Annotated in this window: 16 protein-coding genes; 7 read left to right on the top strand and 9 right to left on the bottom strand. The window is 72.2% G+C overall.

Annotation, left to right across the window (positions count from 1 at the left end; translation table 11 throughout):
- Positions 1–68: 68 nt before the first annotated feature.
- Genes AMK33_RS06535 through AMK33_RS06525 form a run of 3 tightly spaced genes read right to left on the bottom strand, consistent with a single transcriptional unit; the run spans position 69 to position 3,201 of the window.
- Positions 69–902 (bottom strand): sugar phosphate isomerase/epimerase family protein, encoded by an 834-nt coding sequence (locus tag AMK33_RS06535; RefSeq protein WP_073931773.1) that lies wholly within the window; start codon positions 900–902, stop codon positions 69–71.
- Positions 899–2,053, bottom strand: a complete 1,155-nt coding sequence (locus AMK33_RS06530) for a dihydrodipicolinate synthase family protein (RefSeq protein WP_073931772.1) — start codon at positions 2,051–2,053, stop codon at positions 899–901. The genes AMK33_RS06535 and AMK33_RS06530 overlap by 4 nt, the downstream gene beginning before the upstream one ends.
- The gene (locus tag AMK33_RS06525; protein ID WP_073931771.1) at positions 2,050–3,201 is read right to left on the bottom strand and encodes a Gfo/Idh/MocA family protein; all 1,152 of its coding nucleotides are present in this window, start codon (positions 3,199–3,201) and stop codon (positions 2,050–2,052) included. The genes AMK33_RS06530 and AMK33_RS06525 overlap by 4 nt, the downstream gene beginning before the upstream one ends.
- 243 nt (positions 3,202–3,444) lie before the next feature.
- On the opposite strand from AMK33_RS06525, the gene AMK33_RS06520 reads away from it, so the two are divergent.
- The 3 genes from AMK33_RS06520 to AMK33_RS06510 all read left to right on the top strand — a co-directional run bounded on the left by AMK33_RS06520 (position 3,445) and on the right by AMK33_RS06510 (position 6,875).
- On the top strand, positions 3,445–4,491 hold the full coding sequence (locus AMK33_RS06520; RefSeq protein WP_073931770.1) for a LacI family DNA-binding transcriptional regulator: 1,047 nt from the start codon (positions 3,445–3,447) through the stop codon (positions 4,489–4,491).
- A gap of 252 nt (positions 4,492–4,743) precedes the next feature.
- Complete coding sequence (locus AMK33_RS06515) at positions 4,744–5,544, top strand: sugar phosphate isomerase/epimerase family protein (protein WP_073931769.1); 801 nt, start codon at positions 4,744–4,746, stop codon at positions 5,542–5,544.
- Between the two features lie 92 nt (positions 5,545–5,636).
- Positions 5,637–6,875, top strand: a complete 1,239-nt coding sequence (locus AMK33_RS06510) for an MFS transporter (protein ID WP_073931768.1) — start codon at positions 5,637–5,639, stop codon at positions 6,873–6,875.
- A gap of 139 nt (positions 6,876–7,014) precedes the next feature.
- On the opposite strand, the gene AMK33_RS06505 is transcribed toward AMK33_RS06510, so the two are convergent.
- Both AMK33_RS06505 and AMK33_RS06500 read right to left on the bottom strand, forming a co-directional pair.
- Positions 7,015–7,689, bottom strand: coding sequence for a GNAT family N-acetyltransferase (locus AMK33_RS06505; protein WP_073931767.1), 675 nt, complete (start codon positions 7,687–7,689; stop codon positions 7,015–7,017).
- 28 nt (positions 7,690–7,717) lie between these two features.
- Positions 7,718–8,647, bottom strand: a complete 930-nt coding sequence (locus AMK33_RS06500) for an EamA family transporter (protein WP_073931766.1) — start codon at positions 8,645–8,647, stop codon at positions 7,718–7,720.
- Between the two features lie 90 nt (positions 8,648–8,737).
- Between AMK33_RS06500 and AMK33_RS06495 the strand changes: the two genes are divergently transcribed.
- The 3 genes from AMK33_RS06495 to AMK33_RS06485 all read left to right on the top strand — a co-directional run bounded on the left by AMK33_RS06495 (position 8,738) and on the right by AMK33_RS06485 (position 12,718).
- Positions 8,738–9,655 carry a LysR family transcriptional regulator gene (locus AMK33_RS06495; protein WP_073931765.1) on the top strand — a complete coding sequence of 306 codons (918 nt, stop codon included), beginning with the start codon at positions 8,738–8,740 and terminating at the stop codon, positions 9,653–9,655.
- 421 nt (positions 9,656–10,076) lie between these two features.
- Complete coding sequence (locus AMK33_RS06490; RefSeq protein WP_073931764.1) at positions 10,077–11,921, top strand: glycoside hydrolase family 3 N-terminal domain-containing protein; 1,845 nt, start codon at positions 10,077–10,079, stop codon at positions 11,919–11,921.
- Between the two features lie 155 nt (positions 11,922–12,076).
- On the top strand, positions 12,077–12,718 hold the full coding sequence (locus tag AMK33_RS06485) for a hypothetical protein (RefSeq protein WP_073932062.1): 642 nt from the start codon (positions 12,077–12,079) through the stop codon (positions 12,716–12,718).
- A gap of 14 nt (positions 12,719–12,732) precedes the next feature.
- Here AMK33_RS06485 and AMK33_RS06480 read toward each other — a convergent pair whose 3' ends face one another.
- The 4 genes from AMK33_RS06480 to AMK33_RS06465 all read right to left on the bottom strand — a co-directional run bounded on the left by AMK33_RS06480 (position 12,733) and on the right by AMK33_RS06465 (position 19,501).
- Positions 12,733–14,166, bottom strand: a complete 1,434-nt coding sequence (locus AMK33_RS06480) for a S28 family serine protease (protein WP_073931763.1) — start codon at positions 14,164–14,166, stop codon at positions 12,733–12,735.
- Between the two features lie 96 nt (positions 14,167–14,262).
- Positions 14,263–14,649: a hypothetical protein gene (locus AMK33_RS06475; protein ID WP_073931762.1), complete on the bottom strand. Its 387-nt coding sequence runs from the start codon at positions 14,647–14,649 to the stop codon at positions 14,263–14,265.
- A 108-nt stretch (positions 14,650–14,757) separates the two neighbouring features.
- Positions 14,758–18,465 (bottom strand): ABC transporter ATP-binding protein, encoded by a 3,708-nt coding sequence (locus AMK33_RS06470; protein WP_073931761.1) that lies wholly within the window; start codon positions 18,463–18,465, stop codon positions 14,758–14,760.
- Between the two features lie 76 nt (positions 18,466–18,541).
- A complete protein-coding gene (locus tag AMK33_RS06465) occupies positions 18,542–19,501 on the bottom strand; it encodes an esterase-like activity of phytase family protein (protein ID WP_073931760.1) in 960 nt (319 codons plus the stop codon).
- Between the two features lie 143 nt (positions 19,502–19,644).
- Here AMK33_RS06465 and AMK33_RS06460 point away from each other — a divergent pair, with 143 nt between their 5' ends.
- A complete protein-coding gene (locus AMK33_RS06460) occupies positions 19,645–20,451 on the top strand; it encodes an endonuclease I family protein (protein ID WP_073931759.1) in 807 nt (268 codons plus the stop codon).
- Positions 20,452–20,475: the final 24 nt, after the last annotated feature.

Here is a 20,475-nt window from a genome sequence, read left to right as displayed (position 1 = left end):
CAGGACCCGGGACGCCACGCGGGCAGAACCCGGGCCCCGCACAAGACCCGGATCGCCGCGTGCGGCTCCTAGCCCGCGTGCTCCACGAAGCGGGCCGCCGTCTCGGCGAGGACCTCGCGGCCGTCGCGGGCCCAGATCGTGTCGTTGAACAGTTCGACCTCGATGGGGCCGGTGTAACCGGCCGCCTCCACGTGGCCCTTCCACTCCCGCATGTCGACCGCGCCGTCGCCGATCTGGCCGCGGCCGTTGAGGACGCCCTCGGGCAGCGGGGTGGTCCAGTCGGCGAGCTGGAAGGTGTGGATGCGGCCCTGGGCGCCCGCGCGGGCGATCTGGGCGGGGGCCTGGTCGTCCCACCAGATGTGGTACGTGTCGACCGTGACGCCGACCTGGTGGGCGGGGAAGCGTTCCGCGATGTCCAGGGCCTGGGTGAGCGTCGAGACCACGCACCGGTCGGAGGCGAACATGGGGTGCAGCGGCTCGATGGCCAGTCTCACCCCGTGCTCCTCGGCGTAGGGGCCGAGTTCGGCGAGCGCGTCGGCGATGCGCTCGCGGGCGCCGCGCAGGTCCTTGGAGCCGGCCGGCAGGCCGCCCGAGACCAGGACCAGGGTGTCGGTGCCGAGCGTGGCCGCCTCGTCGACGGCGCGGCGGTTGTCGGCCAGGGCCGCCGCCCGTTCGCCGGGATCGATCGCGGTGAGGAAGCCGCCCCGGCACAGGGTCGTCACCGCCAGACCCGCGTCGCGGACCAGTTTCGCGGCCGCCTCCACGCCGTACGCCTGGACGGGCTCGCGCCACAGGCCGACGCCCGGTACGCCCAGGTCACGGCAGGCGTCGACGAGTTCCGGCAGCGAGAGCTGCTTGACCGTCATCTGGTTGATGCTGAAGCGGGTGAGGTCGGCGGTCATGGGGTCACTCCGTACAGGTGCAGCAGGGTCCTCATGCGTTCCTCGGCGAGCTTGGGGTCGGGGAACAGGCCGAGGCCGTCGGCGAGTTCGTAGGCGCGGGCGAAGTGCGGCAGGGAGCGGGCCGACTGGAGGCCGCCGACCATCGTGAAGTGGGACTGGTGACCGGCCAGCCAGGCGAGGAAGACCACGCCCGTCTTGTAGAAGCGGGTGGGGGCCTGGAAGAGGTGGCGGGAGAGTTCGACGGTCGGGTCGAGGAGGGCGCGGAAGCCCTCCGTGTTCCCGGTGTCGAGGACGCGGACCGCTTCCGCCGCGAGCGGGCCGAGCGGGTCGAAGATGCCGAGCAGGGCGTGGCTGAAGCCCTGCTCGTCGCCGGCGATCAGCTCGGGGTAGTTGAAGTCGTCGCCGGTGTAGCACCGTACGCCCTGCGGCAGGCGGCGGCGCAGGTCGATCTCGCGCTGGGCGTCGAGGAGCGAGACCTTGATGCCGTCGACCTTGTCGGGGTGGGCGGCGATGACCTCCAGGAAGGTGTCGGTGGCCGCGTCGAGGTCTTCCGATCCCCAGTAGCCCTCGAGGGCCGGGTCGAACATCGGGCCCAGCCAGTGCAGGATCACGGGCTCGGCGGCCTGGCGGAGGAGGTGGCCGTAGACCTCCAGGTAGTCGTCCGGGCCCTGCGCCGTCGCGGCCAGCGCGCGGGACGCCATCAGGATGGCCTGCGCGCCGGACTCCTCGACGACCGCGAGCTGTTCCTCGTAGGCCGCCCGGACCTCGGCGAGGGTGGCGGCGGCGGTGAGCTGGTCGGTGCCCACGCCGCAGGCGATACGGCCGCCGACGGCCTTCGCCTCGGCGGCGGAGCGGCGGATCAGCTCGGCCGCGCCCGCCCAGTCCAGGCCCATGCCGCGCTGGGCGGTGTCCATCGCCTCGGCGACACCGAGCCCGTGCGACCACAGGTGGCGGCGGAAGGCGAGGGTGGCGTCCCAGTCGACGGCGGCCGGTGAGTCGGGTGACACGTCCGCGTACGGGTCGGCGACGACGTGCGCGGCCGAGAAGACCGTACGGGAGGTGAAGGAGGCTCCGGGCGTGGTGGCGAGGGGCTCGGTGCGGGGCTCGTAGGCGCGCAGGGTGCCGTTCGCGTCGGGCAGGTGGAGGGTCACAGCGCGATCTCCGGCACGTCGAGGCGGCGGCCCTCGGCCGAGGACTTCAGGCCCAGCTCGGCGAGCTGGACACCGCGGGCGCCGGCCAGCAGGTCCCAGTGGTAGGGGGCGCCGGCGTAGACGTGGCGCAGGAACAGCTCCCACTGGGCCTTGAAGCCGTTGTCGAACTCGCCGTTGTCCGGGACCTCCTGCCACTGGTCGCGGAAGACCTCGGTGGCGGGGATGTCCGGGTTCCAGACCGGCTTGGGGGTGGCGCTGCGGTGCTGGACACGGCAGTTGCGCAGGCCGGCGACGGCCGAGCCCTCGGTGCCGTCGACCTGGAACTCGACCAGTTCGTCGCGGTTGACGCGGACCGCCCAGGAGGAGTTGATCTGGGCGACGGCGCCGCCGTCCAGTTCGAAGACACCGTAGGCGGCGTCGTCGGCGGTGGCGTCGTAGGGCTTGCCGTTCTCGTCCCAGCGCTGCGGGATGTGGGTGGCGGTGAGGGCCTGTACGGACCTCACGCGGCCGAACAGCTCGTGCAGCACGTACTCCCAGTGCGGGAACATGTCGACGACGATGCCGCCGCCGTCCTCGCTGCGGTAGTTCCAGGACGGGCGCTGGGCCTCCTGCCAGTCGCCCTCGAAGACCCAGTAGCCGAACTCGCCGCGCACGGAGAGGATGCGGCCGAAGAAGCCGCCGTCGATGAGGCGCTTCAGCTTGAGCAGGCCGGGGAGGAAGAGCTTGTCCTGGACGACGCCGTGCTTGATGCCGGCCGCGTTCGCCAGGCGGGCGAGTTCCAGGGCGCCGTCGAGGCCGGTGGCGGTCGGCTTCTCGGTGTAGATGTGCTTGCCGGCCGCGATCGCCTTCTTGATCGCCTCCTCGCGGGCCGAGGTCACCTGGGCGTCGAAGTAGATGTCGACGCTGTCGTCGGCGAGGACCGCGTCCACGTCCGTCGAGATGTGCTCGAGTCCGTGCCGTTCGGCCAGCGCCTTCAGCGCGTGCTCCCGCCGGCCGACCAGGATCGGCTCCGGCCACAGCACGGTGCCGTCACCGAGGTCGAGGCCGCCCTGCTCGCGCAGGGCCAGGATGGAGCGGACGAGGTGCTGGCGGTAGCCCATGCGCCCGGTCACACCGTTCATGGCGATACGCACCGTCTTGCGTGTCACGTCATTCCCTTCGTACGCGGTTCGCGCGCCGCGTACGCCCCACTGGTGAGCGTGACAGCAAGCGCTTTCTATGTAGAGAGAAGCTAGCCTCTGAACGGTGGTGTGGACAAGACCACGGCGGAGCCGAGTTGTTCGAGGGGGCGAACAACCGCGCGGATGGCCGTAGGGTCTGCTCGGAACCACGGGTGTGGGCGTGGATGTGTACGACGGCGTACGGCGAACGCGCGAGGCGGAGGACGAGACATGACGGTGACCCTGGCGGACGTGGCGGCACGGGCGCAGGTCTCCCCCGCGACGGTGTCGCGCGTGCTCAACGGGAACTATCCCGTGGCCGCGTCCACCCGTGAACGGGTGCTGAAGGCCGTGGACGAGCTGGACTACGTCCTCAACGGCCCCGCGAGCGCCCTGGCCGCCGCCACCTCCGACCTGGTGGGCATCCTGGTGAACGACATCGCCGACCCGTTCTTCGGGATCATGGCGAGCGCGATCCAGGCGGAGATCGGCGGTCCGGGCGGGCGCGCGGGCGGGGAGAGACTCGCGGTCGTCTGCAACACGGGCGGCTCGCCCGAACGCGAACTGACCTATCTCACGCTGCTCCAGCGGCAGCGGGCGGCGGCGGTGGTGCTGACCGGTGGCGCGATCGAGGACGCGCCGCACAAGGCGGCCATGGACGCGAAGCTGCGGAAACTGGCGGACGCCGGGACCCGGGTGGTGCTGTGCGGCCGACCGCCGGCGGCGGAGACCGGGGCGATCGCGCTGACCTTCGACAACCGGGGCGGCGGACGGGAACTCACCGAGCACCTGATCGGGCTGGGGCACCGGCGGCTGGGGTACATCGCGGGGCCCCTGGAACGGACCACGACACGGCACCGGCTCGAGGGGCACCGGGACGCGCTGGCCGCGCACGGCATCGAGGAGGACGCCCGGTGGACCGTGCACGGCCGGTACGACCGGCGGTCGGGGTACGAGGCGACGCTCGAACTCCTGCGGCGTGATCCGTCGTTGACGGCCGTGGTCGCGGCGAACGACTCCGTCGCGCTGGGGGCGTGCGCGGCGCTGCGGGACTCGGGGCTGCGGATTCCGGACGATGTGTCGGTGGCCGGGTTCGACGATCTGCCGTTCAGCATCGACGCGGTGCCGGCGCTGACGACGGTGCGGTTGCCGTTGGCGGAGGCGGGGGCCCGTGCGGGGCGGATCGCCATGGGGCGGGAGGAGGCGCCGCATGGGGGGATCGCGTCGGTGCGGGGGGAGTTGATGGTGCGGGGGTCCACGGCGGGGCCGCGGGACTGATCGGACCTTGGTCCGGGGTTCTGCACCGCCGGTGCGGGCTGTGGGGGGGTATTCGCGCAGTTCCCCGCGCCCCTAGAGAGGTGCGTCGTCGAGTGCGGGTCCGTGGGGGTGCTTGCCGGGGTCTCTGTGGCGTCGGTGCGGGCAACTCCCAGGGGCGCGGGGAACTGCGCGAACGCCCTCACGACCCGCGACGCCGACACCAGCGTGAGGGAGAGGGGTCGGCCCGGGCGGTCGCGGGTAGGGTCCGGTTCCATGAAGCTGGCGTTCTCCACCCTCGGCGTCCCCGGGCTGCCCCTCACCGACGTGCTGGGCCTCGCGACCGCGCACGGCTACCACGGCGTGGAGCTGCGCGCCCACCCCGAGGAACCCGTCCATCCGGGGCTCGGCCCCGCCGAACGTACCGATGTGGCCGCCCGGTTCAAGGCGGCCGGCATCGAGATCCTGGGTCTCGCCGGGTACGCCCGGGTCGCCGCGCCCGGCGAGGACGAACCCGTCCTCGCCGAGATCCGCGCCCTCCTCGACCTCGCCCGGGACCTCGGCGCCCCCTTCGTCCGGGTCTTCCCCGGCGGCGGCACCGAGCAGAGCCCCGAGGAGGCGGACGCGACGGCCGCCCGCCGGCTGGGCACGGCCGCCGAGTACGCCGCCGACCTGGGCGTACGGATCCTGCTGGAGACCCACGACTCGCACCGTACCGGCGCCGACGCGATCAGGGTCCTCGGTCTGGTCGGCCACCGTCAGGTGGGTGCGCTGTGGGACGTGATGCACACCTGGCTCGGCGGCGAACAGCCCGCCGAGAGCTACGCGGCCCTCTCCCCGCACCTCGGCTACGTCCAGGTCAAGGACATCGCCTCCGCCGACGACACGACCCCGCTCCCGCTCGGCGCCGGTGTCCTCCCGCTGACCGACTGCGTGGAGATCCTCTCCCGGCACGGCTGGGACGGCTGGCTCTGCTGGGAGTACGAGAAGCGCTGGTACGCCGACGCCGCCCCGCTGCCCGGCCTGCTCACCCCCGGCCGGGAGCACCTGGCCCGGCTGCTCAGCGAGTCGGCCTGACCGGACGGAAAAACCACTGGCCGGGGCGGGTGGCGGCCGGATAGCGTCCCCGCCGTGCCCCAGCCCGTGCCCCGCCCCGCCGCCCTGCCCTCGTGAGCCTGTCCCGCACGCTGATCGACGTGCGTCCCCTGCGCACCTCACCGGTCTTCAGACGCCTGCTGATCGGGCGGACGGTGTCCCTCCTCGGCGGCTTCATGACCATGGTCACCGTCATGTACCAGGTCTGGGAGATGACGCACAGCGCGGCCTGGAGCGGCGCGGTGGGTCTCGCGCAGGCGCTGCCGCTGGTCTGCTTCGGACTGTTCGCCGGGGCCTGGGCCGACCGGGGCGACCGGCGCCGGATCTTCCTGGCCGCGACGGTCGGCCAGGCGGTCTGCTCGCTGCTCCTTGCGGTCCAGGGATTCACCGGGAACGTGCCGGTGGGCGGTGTGCTCGCCCTGGTCGCCGCCCAGTCCGCCTGCGCGGCGGTCGGCGGTCCGGCGGCCGGTGTGTTCGTGCCCCGGCTGCTGCCCAAGGAGCAGGTGGCCTCCGGACTCGCGCTCTACCAGGTCACCGGTCAGGCGATGATGTTCCTCGGGCCCGCGCTCGGGGGCCTGCTGCTCGGCTGGTTCGGCATCGGCGTCTGCTACCTGCTCGACGCGCTGAGCTTCCTGCTGTCCTTCTACGGCGCGTTCGGTCTGCCCGCGCTGCCGCCCGAGGGCGAGCCGTCCCGCGCCGGGCTGCACGGGGTGCTGGACGGGCTGCGCTTCCTGGCCGGTCACCGGGTGGTGCGCGGCGCGCTCGTCACCGACCTCGCCGCCACCGTCCTGTCGATGCCGGTCAGCCTGTTCCCGCTGATCAACGACGAACGGTTCGGCGGTGATCCGCGCACGCTGGGCCTGTTCCTGTCGGCGGTCGCGATCGGTGGCGTGCTGGCGTCGGCGCTGTCCGGGGCGGTGACCCACCTGGGCCGTCCCGGCCTCGTGATGCTGTTCGGTGCCGGTGTGTGGGGTGCCGCGCTGGCCTCGTTCGGGGTCATGAGCAGCCCCTGGGTCGGTCTGGGGCTGCTGGTCGTGGCCGGTGGGGCCGACGCGCTGTCGGTGCTCTCCCGCACCACGATCGTGCAGACCCGGACGCCTGACGCTTTGTTGGGGCGGGTCACGGCCGCCGAGCAGATCGTCGGGCAGGCGGGGCCGCACCTCGGCAATATGCGGGCGGGGTTGGTGGCCGGGGCGACGTCCGGGGCGGCGGCGCTGGTGGTGGGTGGGGTGTTGTGTGTGGTGGCGGTGGTGTATGTCGGTACGAGTACGCCGGAGTTGCGGGAGGGTTCTCCCTCGCGGGAGGTGCCCTGACCCTCCGGGGGGTGGGCTGGAGAGCTCGGGGTGGTGGCGTCGTGGGGCGGGTGCGGGTGCGTCGTGGTTGGCCGCGCAGTTCCCCGCGCCCCTTTTCGCGCAGTTCCCCGCGCCCCTTTTCGCGCAGTTCCCCGCGCCCCTATACGCGCCCGCGCGGCGGAGCCGCACATGTCACAGCCCCGCGCCCCTGAACGGCGGCCCGGGTCGCCGCCCTCTGTTCCAGTCCGTGGCGGACCTCCGGCCAGTCCTCCCTCGTGATCGAGTAGATCGCCGAGTCGCGCAGGCGGCCCTCCTCGCCCGGGGCCCAGGAGCGGGACCAGTTGCGCAGGACGCCCTCGAAGTGGGCGCCGGTGCGTTCGATCGCCGTGCGGGAGCGGGTGTTGCGGGCGTCCGTCTTCAGGTCGACGCGGGACACTCCCCACTCCTCGAAGGCGTGGCCGAAGAGCAGGAGTTTGGACTCGGCGTTGAGGCCCGTGCCCTGGGCGGAGCCGGCGAGCCAGGTGAAGCCGACCTCGATCGCGTCGAGCCGGTCCTCGTCCAGCCAGGAACGGGGCTCCCAGTACGCGGTGGCGCCCACCGCGCGTCCGGTGGCGAGGGAGATCTGCGCGTAGGGGGCCAGCCGTCCGGTCGCCGCGCGGGCGAGCTGCGCGTCGATGTAGGCGCCGACCTCGCCGGCCCTGGGCACCCAGGTGTAGGTGTAGGTGTCCCGGTTCTCCTCCGCGGCCAGCGCGAGGTCGGCCGTGTGCCGGTGTTCCAGTGGTTCCAGGCGCACCGACGTGCCCTCGAGGACCGGCCCTTCCAGAACAAAACCCATGTGCGCTCTCCCGGTCTCCCGATCTTCCTCATCCGCCGACCGGCGAGTCTTCCGTACGGTTCTCCGCCCGTCGAACGGGTTTCACCACCGGCACCGCCGCCGGCCGCCGCCACGTCACCGACGCCAGCGCCACCCCGCCCACCAGCAGCGCCGCCGCGCACCACCGCAGCGGGGTCACGGACTCGCCCAGGAACAGCGCGGCCGACGACATGCCGAAGACCGGGACGAGCAGGGAGAAGGGCGCGACCGTGGAGGCGGGGTGGCGGCGCAGCAGCCACCCCCAGGCGCCGAAGCCGAACACCGTGGCGACCCAGGCGACGAAGAGCACCGTGCCCGCGCCCTGCCAGTCCAGGCCGCGCAGGGCGTCGAGGTCCCGCGACGGGCCCTCCAGCAGCAGGGAGAGGGCGAGCAGCGGCAGCACCGGCACCGTACTCACCCAGATCATGAAGTTCAGGGCGTCCGGGGGCGCCGCCTTGCGGGTGAGGATGTTGGAGACGCCCCAGCAGGCCGCCGCCGCGACCACCAGGGCGAAGCCGAGCAGCGGCCCGGAGGTGCCCTCGTCGACCGCCGCCACGCCGATCCCGGCCAGCGCCACCGCCATGCCCACCAGCCGGACGCGCGAAGGGCGTTCGCCGAGGAGCGCGAAGGCGAACAGGGCCGTGAACACCGCCTGGATCTGGAGCACCAGCGAGGACAGTCCGCCCGGCATCCCCGCGTCCATGCCGACGAACAGCAGCCCGAACTTGGCCACCCCCAGCGCGAGCCCCACCCCCACGATCCACTTCCACGCCACCTTGGGCCGCCCCACGAAGAACACCGCGGGCAGCGCCGCCACGAGGAAGCGCAGGGCGGAGAAGAGCAGCGGCGGGAAGTGGTCGAGCCCGACCTCGATGACGGTGAAGTTCACCCCCCACACGGCGGCGACGAGGACGGCGAGGAACAGGTGGGAAGGTCGCATACGTCGAGGATCACCGCCCACCACACTTCAGCACCAGCGATGATTCCTGCATGGTTGGATGAAGCATCGCTAACCGATCGGGGAGCCGTCATGCTCGACCTCCAGCGGCTGCGCGCCCTGCACGCCGTCTCCGTCCACGGCACCGTCGGTGCCGCCGCCGTGGCGCTCGGCTACACCTCGTCCGCCGTCTCCCAGCAGATCGCCAAGCTGGAGCGGGAGACGCGGACGGTGCTGCTGGAGCGGGAGGGCCGGGGCGTGCGGCTGACCGACGAGGCGCATCAGCTCGTGCGCACCGCGCGGGAGCTGCTCGCCATCGTGGAGCGGGCGGAGACCGAGCTGGAGGAGCGGCGCGGGGTACCGGCCGGGCGGCTGACCGTCGCCGCGTTCGCGTCGGCGGCCCGCGGGCTGATGCCGCCCGTCCTGGCCGACCTGGCCCGCCGGCATCCCGCGCTCGACACGCGGCTCACCGAGATCGATCCCCATCTCTCCGTGGACCTGGTCGCCAAGGGCGCGGTCGACCTCGTCGTCGCGCACGACTGGGACATCGCGCCGCTGCCCGCCCCGGCCGGCGTGGAGCAGGCGGTCATCGGGAACGACCTGTGCGATCTGCTGGTGCCCGAGGACCACCCCTTCGCGGGGCGTACGGCGGTACGGCGGGAGGAGCTGGGCGGTGAGCGGTGGATCTGCCAGCCGCCGGGGCGGGTCTGTCACGAGTGGCTGGTGCGCACCCTGCGCGCGGCCGGGCACGAGCCGGAGATCGTCCACCAGGCCGACGAGAACCCGACCCTGGTCGCCCTGGTCGCGGCCGGGCTCGGCATCGCGCTGATCCCCCGGCTGGGGCGCGGTCCGCTGCCCGCCGGTGTGGTGGAGGTACCGCTGGACCCCATGCCCGTACGGCGGCTGTACGCGCTGTGGCGCACCGGGGCGGCCCGCCGTCCGGCGATCGCGGAGACCGTCCGCACGCTGTGCGGGCACTGGCCCGAGGTGTCGGCGCACTCGCCCCGCTGACCCCGTACGAACCCCCGGTCCCGATTTCGGGAAATCCGGTCCGGCCGCGGAACCCGTCCCCACCTCCGTCCGTCCCATGTGCAGGCTGCCGGATATGAGTCTCCGTGGTGCGGTGTCGGCCCTCGCTGCTGGCTGCGATCGCTGACCAACCCTCTCCGCCGTGCCGTGGCCGGCAGCACGCCGTCATCGGCGCGCCCCCCTCCCATCGCGCCGATGACGGCCCCCAGGCCTCCAGGCCCCCAGGCCCTGCGTGTCCCCCAGGCCCTCCGGACCCCCGAGCCCTGCGGGTCCCGCCCGGTTGCTGCGCACTCCCTTGACTGGCAGAAACTTCCCGGATATTGGTGACCTCCTGGCAGTTTCCTTCAAGGATGTCCTTCAGTGGATCCCCGGTCCCCGCGGATCACCTTCCAAAGGAGCGCACGTGCCCGACAGCAGCACCGGAAGCACGGGAAGCACCGCACGTCCGTCCAGACGTACCGTCCTCGCCGCGACGGCGGGCGTCACCACCGCCCTCGCGGCCGGCGGCACCGTCCACGCGGCCGGCGGCCGGTCCGCGCACGACGACAGAAAGCTGCGCGCCCTCATCTCCCGCATGACGCTGGAGGAGAAGGTCGGCCAGCTCTTCGTGATGCGGGTCTACGGCCACTCCGCCACCGACCCGGACCAGGCCGACGTCGACGCCAACCTGGAGGAGATCGGCGTCCGCACGGCCGCCGAACTGCTCGCCAAGTACCGGGTCGGCGGCATCATCTACTTCGCCTGGGCGCACAACACCCGCGACCCGCACCAGATCGCGGGCCTGTCCAACGGCATCCAGAAGGCGTCCCTCGGCCTGCCGCGCGGGCTGCCCGTGCTGATCTCCACCGACCAGGAGCACGGCATCGTGGCCCGCGTGGGCGAACCCGCCACCCTGTTCCCGGGCGCGATGGCCGTCGGCGCCGGCGGTTCCCGCTCCGACGCCCGGACCCTCGGCCGGATCGCGGGCCGTGAACTGCGCGCCCTGGGCATCCGCCAGAACTACTCCCCGGTGGCCGACGTCAACGTCGACCCGGCCAACCCCGTCATCGGCGTCCGTTCCTTCGGCTCCGACCCGGAGGCGGTCGCGGGCCTCGTCGCGGCGGAGGTCAGGGGCTACGAGTCGTCCCGCGTCGCCTCGACGGCCAAGCACTTCCCCGGACACGGTGACACGATCACCGACAGCCACGCCGAGCTGCCCTACATCCACCACACCCGCGAGCAGTGGGAGGAGCTGGACGCGCCGCCGTTCCGGGCCGCCGTCGCTGCGGGCATCGACTCCATCATGACCGCGCACATCGTCGTCCCGGCCCTCGACGCCTCCGAGGACCCGGCCACCCTCTCCCGCCCCATCCTCACCGGCATCCTGCGCGAGGAGCTCGGCTACGACGGGGTCGTGGTCACCGACTCCCTCGGCATGGAGGGCGTACGCACGAAGTACGGCGACGACCGGGTGCCGGTGCTGGCGCTGAAGGCGGGCGTGGACCAGTTGCTCAACCCGCCCTCCCTGGACGTCGCCTGGAACGCGGTCCTGAACGCCGTACGCGACGGCGAGCTGACCGAGGACCGGCTCGACGAGTCGATCCTGCGGGTGCTGCGGCTGAAGGCGCGACTGGGTCTGTTCGAGGACCCGTACGTCTCGCACTCCGGAGTCGACCGCACCGTCGGCACCCGTGCGCACCTGGCCGCCGCCGACCGGATCGCCGAGCGCACCACCACCCTGCTGGTCAACGAGGGTGATCTGCTGCCGCTGTCCCGGCGCAGGCAGCAGAAGCTGCTGGTGGTCGGCGCCGATCCGGCCTCCCCGTCCGGTACGACGGGACCGCCGACCGGTGTCCTCGCGGGCGCCCTGACCGAGCTGGGCTTCACCGCCACCGCCCTGTCCACCGGCACCGCACCGTCCGCCGCCACCATCGCCAAGGCGGTCGCGGCGGCCCAGGACGCGGACGCGGTCGTCGTGGGGACGTACAACGTCACGGCGGCCGGCAGCCAGAAGACGCTGGTCGAGCAACTGCTGGCGACCGGGAGGCCGGTGGTCGCGGTCGCGGTCCGCAACCCCTACGACGTGGCCCATCTGCCCGGCGTGGCGGCGTATCTGGCGACGTACTCCTGGACCGACGTCGAACTCCGGGCGGCGGCACGGGTGATCGCGGGCAAGGTGGACCCGCGCGGCACGCTGCCGGTGCCGGTGCAGCGGGCGGACGACCCGGAGACGGTGCTGTACCCGGTCGGACACGGGCTGACGTACTAGCAGGTCGCACACACGCGCCACTCCTACCTTGTTGGACGTAGCGCCCGTACGTCACACACCCGACGCACCGTATCCAAGGTGCGCAAAGCACCCCACATGTCTGGCGTGTCCCGGCTCGTCCGGTCACGCTGGACGGGGGTGTCCGGGGGATGACGATGCACGTGCGAAGTGGGTGGGGGACGCGCGCCGCGTTCGCGGCGGCGGTCGCGGTGCTGCTCACCGGCTGCCAGAGCGCGCCGGGCGGCGCCGAGAAGGACGGCAGGCCGGTCGAGCGGCGTACGGCGTCGCCGACGCCGGCCCGGCAGTCCGGGTACGGGGCGGTGTTCCTCGCGATCGACGAGTGCAGCTCCTTCGGCCGGACCAGTTTCACCGAGGTGTCCTGCGGGAGCGAACGGGCGGCGGCCCGGGTCGTCGCCCGCCACGACGGGGCCGTGCGCGGCGGGCCGCGCTGCCCGGCCACCACCGACTTCGTGCTGCACATCAGCGAGCAGCGCCCCTCCTCCGACGAGGACGGCGACGGGGCGGTGCCGCGCGGCTACGCCTGTATGCGCCACCTCCAGCCGCCGCACCCCGGCGATCCGGGCGGCGGGGGCGGGCCGCGCACCATCGTCGGCGACTGCGTCTACGACCTGGGCGACGGCAAGGTCCGCGAGACCGCGTGCGACGGCAGCGAGAAACGGGAACCGGAGTTCAAGGTGGTGAAGGCCGTGGACGACCGGTCCAAGTGCCCGGCGTCCACGGCCCTCTACGTCCGGCTCGGCGGCACGTCACCGGTGGGCTGCGCCCGCCCGGTGTAGTCCCGCGTCACCCCTTACGGGCGCAGCGTCCGCTCCTGCTCGACGTTCCGCTTGTCCAGCTTGGCGTCGAACTTCGCCAGCGGCTTCGCCGCCGCCGGGTTCTCCCGCACCGTGCTCGGCGTGACGTCCGCCCAGTCCAGGATGCGGGCCGTGGCCAGCGCCTTCTCCTCGGCGACCAGACCGGCCACGTTCGCACCGTGGTTCATGCCGGGCGCGGTGAGGACGTACGAGTCACGCGCGCCGTGCCCGAGACGGAACCGCTCGGCGCCCCACGGGTCGTTCTCGCCGTACACGAACAGCATGTGGTTCGCGTTGTGGCGGACCCAGGAGTCGACGTCCCGCATGGCCCACGGCTCGAACCTCATGCCGATCGAGCGGGGCACGAAGTTGCGCGGCGGCTGGTAGCCGTAGCGGACGTACTTCTTCTCGATGTGCGGGAAGTGGATGGTCGGCGCGCCGAGCTGCGTGCCGGCCTGGTAGTAGTACGGCGTGTACGGGCTCAGGCCCTGGTCCGTGTAGAACGAGAACCCGGAGATCGTGTCGATCGACGTCCAGATCTCGTCGTCGGTGGCGTTCTTGGCGTCCGCCGGGATCTGCTCGCAGTCGGCGAGGGTGCTGTACTGCCAGAAGCCCCACACGTAGTCGAGGACGACGGCCTCGTAGGCCCGGTCCAGGCTGCCGATGGTGTCGAAGGTGTAGCCGTTCTCGGCGGCGACCGCCTCGTACTTCTCCTCCAGCGGTGCCCGGCGCACCAGCGCCTCGCGCTGCACGGCGTTCAGCCGGTCGCGGCACTCCTTGGTGCCGACGGTGCGGAAGAAGCGGTCGTAGGCCGAGTCCTCCCTGTTCACCACGTCGTTGGGGGCGACGTAGGCGACCACGCCGTCCATGTCACGCGGGTAGAAGCGCTCGTAGTAGGTGGCGGTCATGCCGCCCTTGGAGCCGCCGGTGGAGATCCAGTTCTCGGAGTAGATCCTCTTCAGGGCCTTGAAGATGCGGTGCTGGTCGCTGGCGGCCTGCCAGATGTCCAGCTTCGACCAGTCGGCCGGCTCGGGCCGGGACGGGGTGAAGAAGCGGTACTCCATGGAGACCTGGTTGCCGTCCACGATCTGGGTCGGCTCGGCGCGGCGGGGCGTCGTGGAGACGCTGTAGCCGCCGGTGTAGAAGACGGTCGGCCGCGCGGTGTCCTTGTGCAGCACGGTGATCCGCTGCTCGAACGTGCCCTTGGAGGGCCTGCGGTGGTCGACCGGCTGGGTGTAGTTGAGGACGAAGAAGCGGTACCCGGTGTACGGCTTCTCCTCGATCAGGCTCATGCCCGGAATGGAGAGCAGTCTCTCCTTGATGTCAGTGGTGCCGGTGGCCTCCGGCTCGGCGGCGGTGGCCGCCCCGGCCGTACTCAGTGTGCCTATGAGCACCGTGAGCGCCAGCAGCCATCTGAGCGCCTTGCGCATGCGCACTCCCCTGTGAGACAGATGTGCGCCGGAAGCTACTCGACCAACTCCCCGCAGCACCAGGGGACATAGGGATAACCCTCTATCGGCGAGGGGTCAGCACAGGATCCAGCCGGAGCTGACGGCCCCCCCGCCGACCCTGCCCTTCACCCACACGCAGCGGCGGCCGGCGTGCACGGTCACCGGTCCGGCGTGGTGCTTGAAGTTGCCCTCGTCGACGACCGGGCGGCCCCCGCGCGCCTGTACGCTCACCGACATCTTCCGTTTGGTGCCGGGCTTCTTGGCGAGGGTGACGGCGCAGACGTAGCCGCCCCGCTTGTAGACGACCACCGAGCCGGTGGAGAACGGCAGGGTGCGCACCTTGCGCCCGGCACAGTAGGAGGCGGCGTGCGCGTCCCCCGGCGCGGCGACCGCGAGCAGCCCCGAGGCGGTCAGCACCGCAAGGCCGAGCGCGAGTCGCCGGCGTATCGCTCCACTGCCCACAGTCGTCCTCCCGTACCGCGCCTGCCGCGTCAGGCGGCGTACGCGTGTACGGACGCATGACGTAGGTCGGATGGTTGCGCCCACGCCTCACAAGAGCGGGGCCGCCCCTCACGCCGGCGCCGGTACGTCCTCCCCGACGAACGTCCGCCACAGCGCGGCGTACTTGCCGCCGAGCCGCAGCAGTTCGTCGTGCGTGCCGTCCTCCGCGACCCGGCCGTGGTCCATCACGACCACCCGGTCGGCGCGGGCGGCCGTGGTCAGGCGGTGGGCGACGACCAGCGTCGTACGACGTCCTGCCAGGCGGTCGGTCGCCTGGTTGACCTGCGCCTCGGTGGCCAGGTCGAGCGCGGCCGTCGCCTCGTCGAGCAGCAGCACGTCCGGGTCGACGAGTTCGGCGCGGGCCAGCGCGATGAGCTGGCGCTGTCCGGCTGACAGGTTGCGGCCGCGTTCGGCGACCTCGTGGAGGTAGCCGCCGTCCAGTGTGGCGATCATCTCGTGCGCGCCGACCGCGCGGGCCGCCGCCTCCACCTCGGCGTCGCCGGCGTCCGGGCGGCCGTAGGCGATGGCGTCGCGGACGGTGCCGGGGAAGAGGTACGCCTCCTGCGGTACGACCCCGAGCCGGTGCCGGTACGCGGTGATGTCCAGGTCCCTCAGGTCCGTGCCGTCGACGGTGACCCGCCCGCCGGTCGGGTCGTAGAACCGGGCCACCAGCTTGACCAGCGTGGACTTGCCCGCGCCGGTCTCGCCGACGAAGGCGACGGTCTGTCCGGCGGGGACGGTGAGGTCGATGCCGTCGAGCGCCTCCTCGCCGTCCCCGTAGGCGAAGTGCACGTCCTCGAAGGCGATCTCCCCGCGCAGGGACGGCACGTCGAGCGGCTTCGCGGCGGTTCCCGTGGAGGCCGGCTCCCGCAGCAGTTCCTGGATGCGGCCCAGCGAGACGGACGCCTGCTGGTAGCCGTCGAAGACCTGGGAGAGCTGCTGCACCGGCGCGAAGAACAGGTCGATGTAGAGCAGGTACGCCACCAGCGAGCCGATCGCCAGCGTCCCGTCGTCGACCCGGCCCCCGCCCACGACCAGCACGGCCGCGGCCGCGATCGAGGACAGGAACTGCACGAACGGGAAGTACACCGAGATCAGCCACTGGCCCCGTATGCGCGCCTCGCGGTAGTCGGCGCTGCGCTCGGCGAACCGGCGTCCGCCGTCCCGCTCGCGGCGGAACGCCTGCACGATCCGCAGCCCCGCCACCGACTCCTGAAGATCGGCGTTGACCACCGACACCCGCTCCCGCGCCAGCTCGTACGCCTTCACGCTGGCCCGGCGGAAGAAGTACGTGCCGACGATCAGCGGGGGCAGGGTGGCGAAGACGACGAGGGCGAGCCCGACGTCGAGGACCAGCAGGGCGGCCATGATGCCGAAGAAGGTGACGACCGAGACGAACGCCGTGACCAGGCCCGTCTGCAGGAACGTCGACAGCGCGTCGACGTCCGTCGTCATCCGGGTCATGATCCGGCCGGTCAGCTCGCGCTCGTAGTAGTCGAGGCCGAGCCGCTGGAGCTGGGCGAAGATCTTCAGCCGCAGCGCGTAGAGCACGCGTTCGCCGGTGCGTCCGGTCATCCGGATCTCGCCGATCTGCGCCGACCACTGGGCGATCACGGCGAGCAGGCCCAGCAGGGAGGCCGCCCAGACCGCGCCGAGGGCCGCCTGGGTGACGCCCTGGTCGATGCCGTGCCGGATCAGCACCGGCAGCAGCAGGCCCATCCCGGCGTCCACGGCGACCAGGCCGAGGCTGATGAGGAGGGGGGTGCGGAAGCCGCGCAGGAGGCGGCGCAGGCCGTAGGAGTCCTCGGGCCGGACGGCCTGGTCCTCGTCGACGTCGGGGACGTCGTTCGCCGGGGGCAGCGCCTCCACCTGGGCGAGGAGTTCCGGGGTGGCCGGGGTGCCGGCCAGCGCGGCGTCCTTGGGCTCGCGGTCACCGGTCCACAGCCGGGGCGTGACCCCGCGCTCGGCGTCGAACTCGGCGTCCAGCTCCGCGCGGACCGAGGTGTCCTCCTCCTGCGGCCCGGCGGGCGGGGTGTGGCCCGGGGAGACGGCGCCCAGCTCGTCGGGGTCGGTGAGCAGCCTGCGGTAGAGGGCGGAGCGCCGTTGCAGCTCGTCGTGGGTACCGATGGCGGCGAGCCGGCCGCCGTCGAGGACGGCGATGCGGTCGGCGAGGTTGAGGGTGGAGCGGCGGTGGGCTATCAGCAGCGTCGTACGGCCCCGCATGACGCCCTTGAGCGCCTCGTGGATCTCGTGCTCGACGCGGGCGTCCACGGCGGAGGTCGCGTCGTCCAGGACCAGCAGGCGCGGGTCGGTGAGGATGGCGCGGGCCAGGGCGACGCGCTGGCGCTGGCCGCCGGAGAGGGTCAGGCCGTGCTCGCCGACCGTGGTGTCGTAGCCGTCGGGCAGCTCGTCGATGAACCGGTCGGCCTGGGCCGCGCGGGCGGCGGCGGTGATCTGTTCGTCGGTGGCGTCCGGGCGGCCGTACGCGATGTTGGCGCGCACGGTGTCGGAGAAGAGGAAGGAGTCCTCGGGGACCAGCCCGATCGCGGCCCGCAGGGACTCGGTGGTCAGCTCGCGCACGTCGTGGCCGCCTACGAGCACGGCGCCGTGGGTGACGTCGTAGAAGCGCGGCAGGAGCAGGGAGACGGTGGACTTGCCGGAGCCGGAGGCGCCGACGACGGCGAGTGTCTCGCCGGGGCGGATCTCGAAGGAGAGGCCGTCCAGGACCGGCCGGTCGGGGTCGTAGCCGAAGGAGACGTCGTCGAACTCGACGGTCGCCGGGGCGTCGGCGGGCAGTTCCTTGGTGCCGTCGGTCAGGGACGGCTCGGTGTCGATCAGCTCCAGGACGCGTTCGGTGCCGGCGCGGGCCTGCTGGCCGACGGTGAGGACCATCGCGAGCATCCGGACCGGGCCGACGAGCTGGGCGAGGTAGGTGGAGAAGGCGACGAACGTACCGAGCGTGATGTGCCCGCGTACGGCGAGCCAGCCGCCGAGCGCCAGCATCGCCACCTGGCCGAGGGCGGGGACGGCCTGGAGGGCCGGGGTGTACCGGGAGTTCAGCCGGATGGTGCGCAGCCGCCCGGCGTACAGCCGCCGTCCGACCTCGCGCAGCTTGCCGGTCTCCTGCTCCTCCTGCCCGAAGCCCTTCACCACGCGCACGCCGCTGACCGCGCCGTCGACCACCCCGGCCACGGCTCCCGCCTGCGCCTGCGCGTACCAGGTGGAGGGGTGCAGCCGGGTGCGGCTGCGCTTGGCGATCCACCACAGGGCGGGGGCGACGGCGAGGGCGACGGCGGTGAGCGGCAGCGACAGCCACGCCATGATCACGAGGGAGATCAGGAACAGCAGGAGGTTGCCGATGGTCATCGGCAGCATGAAGAGCAGGCTCTGGATCAGTTGGAGGTCGCTGGTGGCACGTCCGACGACCTGCCCGGTGGACAGCTCGTCCTGGCGTCTGCCGTCGAGCCGGGTGATCGTCCCGTACATCTCGGTCCGCAGGTCGTGCTGGACGTCGAGGGCGAGCCGGCCGCCGTAGTAGCGGCGGATGTAGGTGAGGACGTAGACGGCGAGCGCGGCCCCGACGAGCAGACCGGCCCAGGTGGTCATGGACCTGGTCCTGTCGCCGATGACGTCGTCGATGATCACCTTGGTGATCAGCGGGACCAGCGCCATGACGGCCATGCCGCCGAGGGAGGAGCCCAGCGCGAGGACGACGTCCTTCGGATGCCGCCACGCGTATGCGGCCAGTCGCCGTGCCCATCCCCGTTGCGGTGTCACGCGGTGCCCTCCGATCGTCCTGATCTACCGGAAGGCACCAACGCGGCCGACGGCGGATTTCATCCCTCCGCGGTGTTCAGAGGCGTACGCGCAGAGCGTAGAGGCGGGTGGTCTGGTTCTCGTTCTGGTTGTCGTCGCTGACCATGAGCAGGTTCAGGCGGCCCTTGGACCGGCCGGTGACGGTCATGCCCTCGATGTTGTCGAGGAGGGGATTGGTCTGGGGCTGCTCGGCGGTGGCGCCGAGGGTGGGGCAGTCGGCGAGGTCGGCGAGCAGGGTCTTGTCGTACGCGGTGCCGTGGCGGTCGGCCAGGTAGAGCCGGACGGTGTTGCCGACACCGGAGGTGAAGCCGCGCTCCAGGACGAGCAGCCGTCCGTCGGGGGTGGCGGTGACCTCGGAGACGCCGTGGCCCGGGTCGATCCGGTAGGTGTACTGCGCGCCGGGCCGGAAGTCGCCGTGGGCGGTGCGCCGCCAGGTCTGGAGACGGACCTGGTCGTCGGGGTCGCCGGTGAGGGGGTACTCCATCGACGCGATCAGGGTGCGGCCGCCGGGGAGGAGGGTCAGCCCTTCGAAGGTGCCGTTGGCGCGGGCGCGCGTACGGAGTTCCCCGGGTACGGAGAGCCGGTCGAGGATCTTCCCGTCACGGGAGTAGCGGCGCACGGTGGGCTCGGTCTCGGAGGAGACGAGGTACGTCCCGTCCCGGTCGACGACCAGCCCTTCCGCGTCGAGCGCGGCCCCGTTCTCGTCGGCGAGCGGGATCACGCCCTCGGGCCGCAGGGTGCGGGCGTCCAGCCGGAACAGGGCGGAGCGGTCGGAGAGGGCGGCGACCGTGCGGTGACGGTCCGGGGCGAGGGCGGAGAGGTTGCCGACGTAGGTGCCGTCGTACGTCGTCTTGTCGAGGGCGTCGGAGAAACGGTCGACGGAGACGGACGGGGAGCAGGCCCTGCCGCCGTGCGCGGCCGCAGGGCCTGCGGCCGTGAGGCAGGTGGCGGCCGCGAGGGCGGCGGTGAGGGTGGCGAGGATCGGTCGCAGACGCATGGGCGTCACCGTAGGGCAGCCGGGTGACGGCCGGTCACTTCTTACCGACACATGACCGACACCTCTCCTTCACCCCTGTGCATACATGTCCATGTCACGCTTCGATCGGCCTTTCAATCAACCCGCGTAGATCGGACGCCCCCATGCCCGTGACACACATACGCCGCCGCTGGAAGACCCTCGCCCTGGCCACCTCGGCCGTCCTGGTCGGCCTCGCCGTCCCCGCGCTGAACGCCCCCACCGCCGGCGCCGCGACCACCGCGTACGACGACACGTACTACGCCGACGCGATCGGCAAGTCCGGCACGGCGCTGAAGGACTCCCTGCACACGATCATCAGCGACCAGACGAAGCTCTCGTACTCGGCCGTCTGGAACGCCCTGAAGGTCACCGACCAGGACCCGGACAACAGCGGCAACGTGATCCTGCTGTACTCGGGCATCTCCCGCAGCAAGTCCCTCAACGGCGGTGACGTGGGCGACTGGAACCGCGAGCACGTGTGGGCCAAGTCCCACGGCGACTTCGGCACCTCCACCGGTCCCGGCACCGACCTGCACCATCTGCGCCCCGAGGACGTCCGGGTCAACTCCGTCCGGGGCAACAAGGACTTCGACAACGGCGGCAGCTCGTTCACCGACAGCGGCGGCAGCCTGACCGACTCGAACTCCTTCGAGCCGCGCGACGCGGTCAAGGGCGACGTGGCCCGCATGATCCTCTACATGGCCGTCCGCTACGAGGGCACCGACGGCTGGCCCGACCTGGAGCCCAACGACTCCGTCACCAACGGCAGCAACCCGTACCACGGCCGCCTCTCGGTCCTGAAGCAGTGGCACCAGGAGGACCCGCCGAGCGCGTTCGAGGAGAACCGCAACGAGGTCATCTACGACTCGTACCAGCACAACCGCAACCCGTTCATCGACCACCCGGAGTGGGTCGAGGCGATCTGGTAGCCACCAGGCGGGCACCCCGGCTCT

The organism is Streptomyces sp. CB02400 (assembly GCF_001905725.1).
GTDB classification, from domain to species: Bacteria; Actinomycetota; Actinomycetes; order Streptomycetales; family Streptomycetaceae; genus Streptomyces; species Streptomyces atrovirens.
This window is presented reverse-complemented; position numbering and strand designations above follow the sequence as displayed.